Origin of the sequence: Tateyamaria sp. (assembly GCF_039945315.1) — a bacterium.
Classification (GTDB): Bacteria; Pseudomonadota; Alphaproteobacteria; order Rhodobacterales; family Rhodobacteraceae; genus Tateyamaria.
Genome location: NZ_JBDUXB010000035.1, coordinates 1 through 7,514, shown reverse-complemented (window position 1 = coordinate 7,514; position 7,514 = coordinate 1). Strand labels below are relative to the sequence as shown.

Sequence of the window (7,514 nt, the reverse complement as noted above, 5' to 3'; positions counted from 1 at the left end):
CGGTAACCGAATGTACAACATCACCGCCAAGCGAATGATTTCCGGGCTGCTTTGAAAGCCCTTGAAAGGGTTAGGTTTGGTCATGTTCAGACGCTACGAGGCCGCCCTGCCCGTCTCAACTGGAATCTTTCTGACAAGACCTGGACGTTTTGAGCAGCCCCCAAATAGTATTCCAATTGACGCACCTTGTTGCCGCCAAAGCCGATGCCTGTGCAATCATCACGCTTGACGAATAGTGACAGGCCTAACTCTTGCCCGAGGTTTGGCATGGCCTCGACCAGGGTGGGCAGATGCCCGATTGCAACCCGTGGAAACCGTTCAAGAGCGCTCAAATATGGGCCGCCATCTTTCATCTCTTACTGATGCTCAAAGGGTGAACTTGTCCAGCAACCTAACATAGAGGCCCAACAAAGAAAGTGTTCGCTTGGGCCGGCTCATCTTTGGTAAGTGTTTCCAAAAGCGGTCATACGGCATGCTGGCAGGGGTCGGTATTTTGGGCTCAGAGCGGTCGTTCGCCTGAAATCTCTGTATGACTGCAACGCGGACGAAGCGGACCTATTCTTTGGCTGCACAATTGACCGAGTTGCCGGACAAAGAAGAATTCGTCGCGTTTAATCAAGAGGTAAATTTCCTACGCTTTGCTAACCTTCGACAGGCAGTGCAAAAGGGTCCTCGGCAACTCAGAAGTCAAAGAGTGTCCAGGTGCATTAGAGTCTCAGTGCAGAATGCGCCGTTGAGGCTCAACTATGCGCCGCTTTCTCTTTATGTCGCACAGGCAGCTATCAAAGGCGGCCCATGCCGATACTGAGTTCCCTATCGTTGTCCCTGATCGCACGACGACCATGCATGACGCGGGTATTGTCGATCACTGCGACATCGCCGTCCTGCCAATTGATCTCGACCGTGCAGGTTTCGGCAATCCCGCGAAGCTCTTCGATCTCATCTGACGTTACGATGGAGCCGTCATCCAACGCATAAACCGGTGGCTCATAGTTGTGGGATGGCCCGAGGATTGCGTTCGCGAAGGCCTGACCATCGGACAAAGACGATGGGCGCACAGGCGAAACTTTGATGCGATATTCAAGAGAACCATCCATATTTAGCGTGAAGTCTTGGTCCGGGATCGACGCTTTGAATTGCAGGATATGTTCCTGTGTGACCTCTTCTGGCTCACTGATCGCCGGGTGCTCATTCGCAAGGTAACGCTTCCATAATGCCTCGGGTAATGTTCTTGTGACCAACATGGGTTGCGACCAACGCTCCTTCTGTGCCTCCGAAAAGGCCGCCAATACGTCCCTTCCATCACAAATCGTCGTCTGGGAGCCCTCGAAAGCGGCCTTGGTGCTGTAGAACGCTACGATATCGGGGCAGACCGGCGTGTTGCCATTCTCGATATGCAGACCAATTGGCCCAAGGCCGGCATCCACTTTCTGGGTGTTTTTGTCCGTGTTTTCACGTGCAGGATCAAAGGTGATGGTTCTGCACAATTGCGATGTGAGGTCGCCAAAGGATGCAATGTTCATATCGAAGCCGCGCAGCAAAGCCCAACCGTCGCGGTTCAGATGTTCCTTGACTGTGGACAGTATCGCCGGATTGACAGAGTTAACGCCTGCGTCAGACGTACGGATAACGTTGTAGGTCATATTTTTTGTCCCGTGGATTTTTATAATTGACGATTAGGATTGGGGGGAGGGGCGCAGCGCTGCCAGGGTCTTCAGGTCGCGCGCCTGAGCGCCAAGTGATTTGTCGACCAGCGACGGAAACAGGCGCTGTACTTTCACAAAGAACCGCTCTTTTCCCTTGGGAAAGCTCTCGCGTTTGCCCTTGAGGATCGCATCCCAAGCCTGCACAGCAACCACGTCTGCCGTATCGAGCGTCATGTCCATGGGTTCAATTAGAGAGGCAAACGTTCTTTCTGCTGCTGTATGGGTTGCGCGCGGCGCGATGTAGGTCACGCCAATGCCGACACCCGACAATTCACGCCGCATGGCGTCTGAGAACCCACGCAGACCAAATTTGGTCGCAGAGTAACCCGCAAAAAAGGGATAAGCGATGTCGCCGAAAACCGACCCGACATTGACTATTCGCCCCTTCGATGATCGCAACGCGGGCAGCAGGTCGCGGGTCAATGCCATCGGAGCGACCAGATTGGTGTTTGTCATCCTCTGCAGATCGGCATCACTCATGTCTGCAAGATGCCCAACACTCAATACGCCTGCGTTGTTGATGAGGATGTCGAGCGATCCCTCGACCGCGTCGGCGATCAATGCGCGCCCTTCCGCCTTTGTCACATCGGCAACGACGCTGCGGACGGGACTCGTGCTGCACATCGAAAGCGTTTCATCCAGCGTGCCTAAGGTGCGCCCAACAAGGATCAGGTCGAACCCCTTTTTTGCTGCCTCAACGGACAAGGCTCTGCCTATTCCGGTTCCTGCCCCTGTGATAAGAACTTTTTTTGGGCTGTTCATGATGCGATGCTTTCTGGTTGGAGGATCATCGGTTGCGCGGCGCGTGTGCCAATCAATGAAGCCGCTACAGAACGATTAGGCGTGCCGACCGGGAACAATAGACCGGGTTCGGTTGGGTCGGTGACAATCACTGCGCTCGGACGTGCGTACCCGGGCAGATCCGACAGGTAGGCTTCAATCTCGTTGAGCGATACAGCGGCTACAGCCACGATGATCAGTACCAGCGCTCCGTCTGATTGGCGGATGCTCAGGACAGAGCTGACAATGCGGGGATCGGCATTCACGCGCTGCTCTACCCATTCTGGTGAGATATTACGCCCTGCACCTGTGACCAAAAGCGCATCTTTGCGTCCATCGACGACGAGCCTGTCGCCGTCAAAGTGCCCCAGATCGCCGGTGCGCCATTCATCTGGGGCCGTCTCGTCATTCAGGTAGCCTTGCATCACGGTCGGCCCCGAAACAACAATCTCGCCGTCGTCAATCTCGACGGTCAGCCCATCGAGGATTTGACCAACCGTTCCGGGTTGATTGTCTCCGGGTTGGTTCATTGCGACGACGGCACAGCATTCAGACAAGCCGTAACCTTCATACGCTGGAATGCCTGCATTGCGTGCGGCATGTATCAGGGACGGCGAACTAGAGGCGCCACCTACGGCGACAAAACGAAGGCTGTCCGGCGCCTTGTCAGTCCCAAGAGCATTTACCCACCGGCCCAAAATTGCTGGCGCCAGCAGACTTGTCGTCGGGCGAATTTCTGCAAAGGCATCGACAAGCGGCTCGATCGGTGCTCCGAACAGCGATTTAGTGGCCTCAAACCGGAAAACCGTTTTGGCACCGGCCACGATCGGCAGGAATATCCCACAAATTTGCTCGAGCAGCTGCGCAAGCGGAACAATAGACAGATGCGTGTCGGACGCATCAGCCGCGATCACCCGGCTTAACGCGCCGATGGATGCCCGGAGTTGACGGTCACCGAGTACGACACCCTTGGGACTGCCCGACGATCCGGACGTGTAGATGATCCGTTCAGCGCCACCTGAGTAGGGTCGCAAGTCGCAGGAGGCTGCGGGGCCAGTTAAAGGGCTGATCAGCTTGAGTTGTGGTAGAGCCGAGAACATCTCCGGATGTGATGTGATGACAGTTCCAACCCTTGCGTTCATCAGTACATGTGCGTTTTGCTCCGTGCTGAAAAAGAAGGGCAAAGGCACCTGCCGCTTCGCACCGAGTGTTAAAGCGAGGTCAGCAACGACATAGTCTATGCCACCCGAAAGGCCGATACCGACAGTCCCTTCTAACGTTTCTACTGTGCGGGTTAGGCTTTCAACGCGAATGGCCAAATCACGCCAGTTGATCCTTTGTGTATCATCCTCGAAAGCAATGTCATCGGGGCGGGTTTCTGCATGATACTTCAGTGCGTCAAAGACCTGTTGCATCAGCAAGCTGCCTTCGCAGCCAAGCGCGCCGCGCGTCTCCGAGGAGACAAGAGCGCCGGTTGAGACTGGACCTCGCTGAATGCACAGACCCTGGGGTCTGTATCATAATAGGATCCCCAGGCTTCCGGATTAGTTACCTTGGAGATGTCCGCTGGTGCCAGCTCGACATAGCTCAGCGAAGTTCTGGTCAAAAGGCGTCGTAGCGGTCCCGTGGCCGTAAAGACGCCACAGGTTTTTCCATTTTCACGCCCCCATTCGATCATTGTGTCCAGCATGGGTAAGACCGGGAATGGAGTTGTGGACGCGAGGGATGCAACTTCCATAATATCTGAAGCAGGAACCGCGAGGCCCGCAACTTCACTCAGCGCTGTTGAGAAATCGGACGTCAGATAGCCTTCGGAGAAGAACCCGTCTTCGGCAGTTCGAATTCCCGCCGCGCATAGTATTTCCCCACCTGCGCGCACGGCCGTAACCAGCAATGGTGCAAACTCGGTAACCTGGGCATCATAGATGTCGCGATACACAGCCTGGATATGATCTTGTGCCGCTCGTCGTCCGGGACAGTTCCCACTTAAAAATTCAATCTTCATATCCAACCTCAACGTACCTTTTTTGATGTGTTGAGGGTGTTCTCTGCGATGTGACTTACAGGAGACTTACAAAATCCTGAGAAAACGACAGACCGCTAAAATTCTTCTTTGAAAATAAACGAAAATACACTGCCACCTTCATCCCGGTCTTGGATGACGACATGGGCGCCATGTGATTGCGCGACCGATTCGACGATGGCTAAGCCTATCCCCGCCCCCTTTGTTTGAGTGTTCGCTTGGGTGCCGCGATTGAACCTTTCAAACAAGGTAGTCTTGAGGTCATCCGGGACTCCCGGCCCCTGATCGGAAACCCGCCAGCCCGCCGGATCAGACAGAAGTTCAATGCCAACTTCACTGTTCTTTGGAGAATATTGCACTGCATTTCGGACGAGGTTGCGAAGCGCAATCAACAGCAAACCCGAACTCCCCTGCACCAAAACCTCTTTCGGCCCGGTCACTGACAAACTCAGACCAGAACGCAGCGCAACCGGCGCAAGTTCAGTTGCGACATCAACTGCGACGGTGTGTAAATCCACGGTCTCAAAAGTTGATTGCAAGGCCGCGTCAGCCCGGGACAGATCGATGAGCTGTCCGAAAATGCGGTCCAACTGCTTTGTATCTTGCGTCAAAGACTGCTTCAAAACAGGGTCCTCAATCCGGTCGACGCTGGATCTGAGTACAGCGAGGGGCGTACGAATCTCATGCGCGACGTTCGATGCGAAATCCCGCTGCGCTTTGTAGCCCTGTTCCAAACGATCAAAAGCTTTGTTTATATCTGCAATTAGGGGCTCGATTTCCGTCGGCGCTCGATCGTTCGTCAGGCGTTGATTGGCCGCTCCCGGTCCAATTTGGTGCGCTTGGTCCGACAGTGCCGTGAGAGGGGATAACGCACGACGCGTCGCAAGAATGGCGGCTATCAGAACCATGGCCACCCCAAGAATGACCCACCAGACCCCCTCCTCGAGTTCGTGTAAAAGCTTGTTGAACTGCGTCTCGTTATTCCCCTTCGGAAATGTGGACACCAAAACATACACTTCTTGGTTCGCGATCTGAGCCTTCAGTCCTACCCCAAGCCGATCGCCGGGAAGCAAAATAGGTTGGGGTTCGCCAAGATCAATCCGGGAAAGTTGTCTCCAGATGACATCGGATCCTTCTCCACCTGCTATTATGAGGCCCGTTTCATCATAAACGGTATATCGATAGGTGCCCTCAACGCCCTGAAATCGAAGCGCATTGATATCAAGCCCGAAGCCCGGGGCATTCGGGACAGTTTGGCTGACGATCTCCTTGGCTTCATCGGTCATCGCGTCTTTCAGGTTTTCTTCGAGATGCTCGTAGAACTCACTGATCAAAACCGCTCCTGCGAGGACAGTGCAAAGGCTAAGCGCCGCAATGATGTTTAGCAGCAGACCACGTCTTAGTGAACGGCGCGGCCCGATCAGGAAATTTAATACGTTCATCCAGCACTTTCCTGAAGAACGTATCCGATCCCACGCAGATTGTGGATTTCGATGGTAGCACCTTTGTCGACAAGTTTTTTCCTCAAGCGGTGGGTCAAAACTTCGATGGCATTGGGCGTTGCCCCCTCATCAAAACCGTAGAGCGCGTTTTCAATTGCTTCCTTTGAAACCACCCTCTCAGCTCTGCGGAGGAATACCTCCAACAGAGCAAGTTCACGCTTAGTAAAACGCGTCACTTCTTCGGCAATAACGACGGATCGGTCTACGGTTTCAAATTTTACGTTCCCCAGAGCCAAAGTCATTCCAAGTACCCCACCCGGTCGGCGTAGAACAGCATTAATCCGCGCAACAAGCTCCGAGACGGCAAACGGCTTAACGATGTAATCGTCCGAGCCGGCATTCAGGCCTTTGACCCGATCATCGAGCCCATCGCGGGCGGTACATATGATGATGGGGGTTTGTGATTTTCTGCTCTTGATTTTTGGCAAGACGTCCATGCCTTCCTGATCTGGTAAGCCGAGATCAAGGATAACTGCGTCGTACTCAAAACTCTTTACGGAATGCAAAGCATCTTCGGCAGTGTAGACGGCGTCCACAACAAACCCCGCGTCACGCAAACTGGCGCTCGTATTGAGCGCCAGTTTTTCATTGTCTTCAACATAGAGTATCCGCATTCAGGGTGCCGTTCTACTTCCGGATGTACATCACAGTCGATCCATCATCCGCCTTGAACATCACCTGCGCAAGGTTGCCGTCACTATCATACCAAAGGTCGCGGGCCAGATCGCCGGACAGACGGTAGTGATGCGCGGAAACACTGCCACTCTTTGTTTTTATTGTTTCTGTGCCAAGATCCGCAGTGCGAACGCTCATGATCTTTCCATCGATAGTGTTCATGAGTTTGCCACCACGTACAATATCGTCGTTCCAGAGGCTGGCCGGCAAAGCCCCCTTGTTCGCAGTTTTCAGCTGATGAGGCTCGCCGTCATCATTTGTGGACGAACTGAGCTGCTGTAGTTGCCCGCCTTTCCAATTTTCGATGCTTTTGTGTTTGAAACTATAGGCTGTGGTTCTGATCAACGGCACCTTGACGGCGATGTCCGTAGCAACCCTGACAGTGAAATTGCCGCTCTGACCGGAAAATTTGTAGCTGTGGTCGCCAATGTCCTTGCCCTTGCGTACGACATCAAAGATCAAGGATCCACTAGAGTGTAACGAGAGCGCGTTCACCGGTGCGGCTAGTGCAGCAACAAGGCCCAGAGGCAATCCAAACAAGCGCATAGTATTCTCCATAATGCTATTAGACTGAGCGGCTGATGGCCGATGAGACTTACATGAAGCTTACAGGTCCAAGATAACTGGAACAGTCTTCCAAGAATTTCGACCGGGAATGGTCGGTTGGGATTTGTTTGACACTTTAGGTGTGAGGTGCCCCTAGATTTGTAGACGCTTTGCTTGGTAATTTTGGAACCAAGGAGAGACGGATATGAACAAGGGCATACGGTTTACGGATGAGTTTAAGCAGGACGCCGTGGCGCAGGTTGTTGAGCGTGGATATGCGGT

Annotated in this window: 7 protein-coding genes and 1 pseudogene; all 8 read right to left on the bottom strand. The window is 53.7% G+C overall.

What is annotated here, in order from left to right; genetic code table 11:
* Window positions 1-84, bottom strand: a pseudogene (locus tag ABJD00_RS10000) (IS6 family transposase); the annotation flags it as partial.
* Window positions 85-782: 698 nt separating this feature from the next.
* Window positions 783-1,643 (bottom strand): TauD/TfdA family dioxygenase, encoded by an 861-nt coding sequence (locus ABJD00_RS09995; RefSeq protein ID WP_413849670.1) that lies wholly within the window; start codon window positions 1,641-1,643, stop codon window positions 783-785.
* Between the two features lie 33 nt (window positions 1,644-1,676).
* Window positions 1,677-2,468: an SDR family NAD(P)-dependent oxidoreductase gene (locus ABJD00_RS09990; protein ID WP_413849668.1), complete on the bottom strand. Its 792-nt coding sequence runs from the start codon at window positions 2,466-2,468 to the stop codon at window positions 1,677-1,679.
* Entirely contained in the window at window positions 2,465-3,901 is a 1,437-nt protein-coding gene (locus ABJD00_RS09985; RefSeq protein ID WP_413849666.1) for an AMP-binding protein, read from the bottom strand. The genes ABJD00_RS09990 and ABJD00_RS09985 overlap by 4 nt, the downstream gene beginning before the upstream one ends.
* Complete coding sequence (locus tag ABJD00_RS09980) at window positions 3,901-4,491, bottom strand: thermostable hemolysin (RefSeq protein ID WP_413849664.1); 591 nt, start codon at window positions 4,489-4,491, stop codon at window positions 3,901-3,903. Before ABJD00_RS09980 ends, ABJD00_RS09985 begins: the two co-directional genes overlap by 1 nt.
* A gap of 95 nt (window positions 4,492-4,586) precedes the next feature.
* Window positions 4,587-5,951, bottom strand: a complete 1,365-nt coding sequence (locus ABJD00_RS09975) for a sensor histidine kinase (protein ID WP_413849662.1) — start codon at window positions 5,949-5,951, stop codon at window positions 4,587-4,589.
* A complete protein-coding gene (locus ABJD00_RS09970; protein WP_413849660.1) occupies window positions 5,948-6,625 on the bottom strand; it encodes a response regulator transcription factor in 678 nt (225 codons plus the stop codon). Before ABJD00_RS09970 ends, ABJD00_RS09975 begins: the two co-directional genes overlap by 4 nt.
* 13 nt (window positions 6,626-6,638) lie before the next feature.
* The gene (locus ABJD00_RS09965) at window positions 6,639-7,148 is read right to left on the bottom strand and encodes a DUF6134 family protein (RefSeq protein WP_413849658.1); all 510 of its coding nucleotides are present in this window, start codon (window positions 7,146-7,148) and stop codon (window positions 6,639-6,641) included.
* Window positions 7,149-7,514: the final 366 nt, after the last annotated feature.

Coding starts and splice junctions, on each gene's coding strand:
- ABJD00_RS09975 (WP_413849662.1), bottom strand. CDS start 5,951: ATGAACGTATTAAATTTCCTGATCGGGCCGCGCCGTTCACTAAGACGT.
- ABJD00_RS09980 (WP_413849664.1), bottom strand. CDS start 4,491: ATGAAGATTGAATTTTTAAGTGGGAACTGTCCCGGACGACGAGCGGCA.
- ABJD00_RS09995 (WP_413849670.1), bottom strand. CDS start 1,643: ATGACCTACAACGTTATCCGTACGTCTGACGCAGGCGTTAACTCTGTC.
- ABJD00_RS09985 (WP_413849666.1), bottom strand. CDS start 3,901: ATGCAACAGGTCTTTGACGCACTGAAGTATCATGCAGAAACCCGCCCC.
- ABJD00_RS09990 (WP_413849668.1), bottom strand. CDS start 2,468: ATGAACAGCCCAAAAAAAGTTCTTATCACAGGGGCAGGAACCGGAATA.
- ABJD00_RS09970 (WP_413849660.1), bottom strand. CDS start 6,625: ATGCGGATACTCTATGTTGAAGACAATGAAAAACTGGCGCTCAATACG.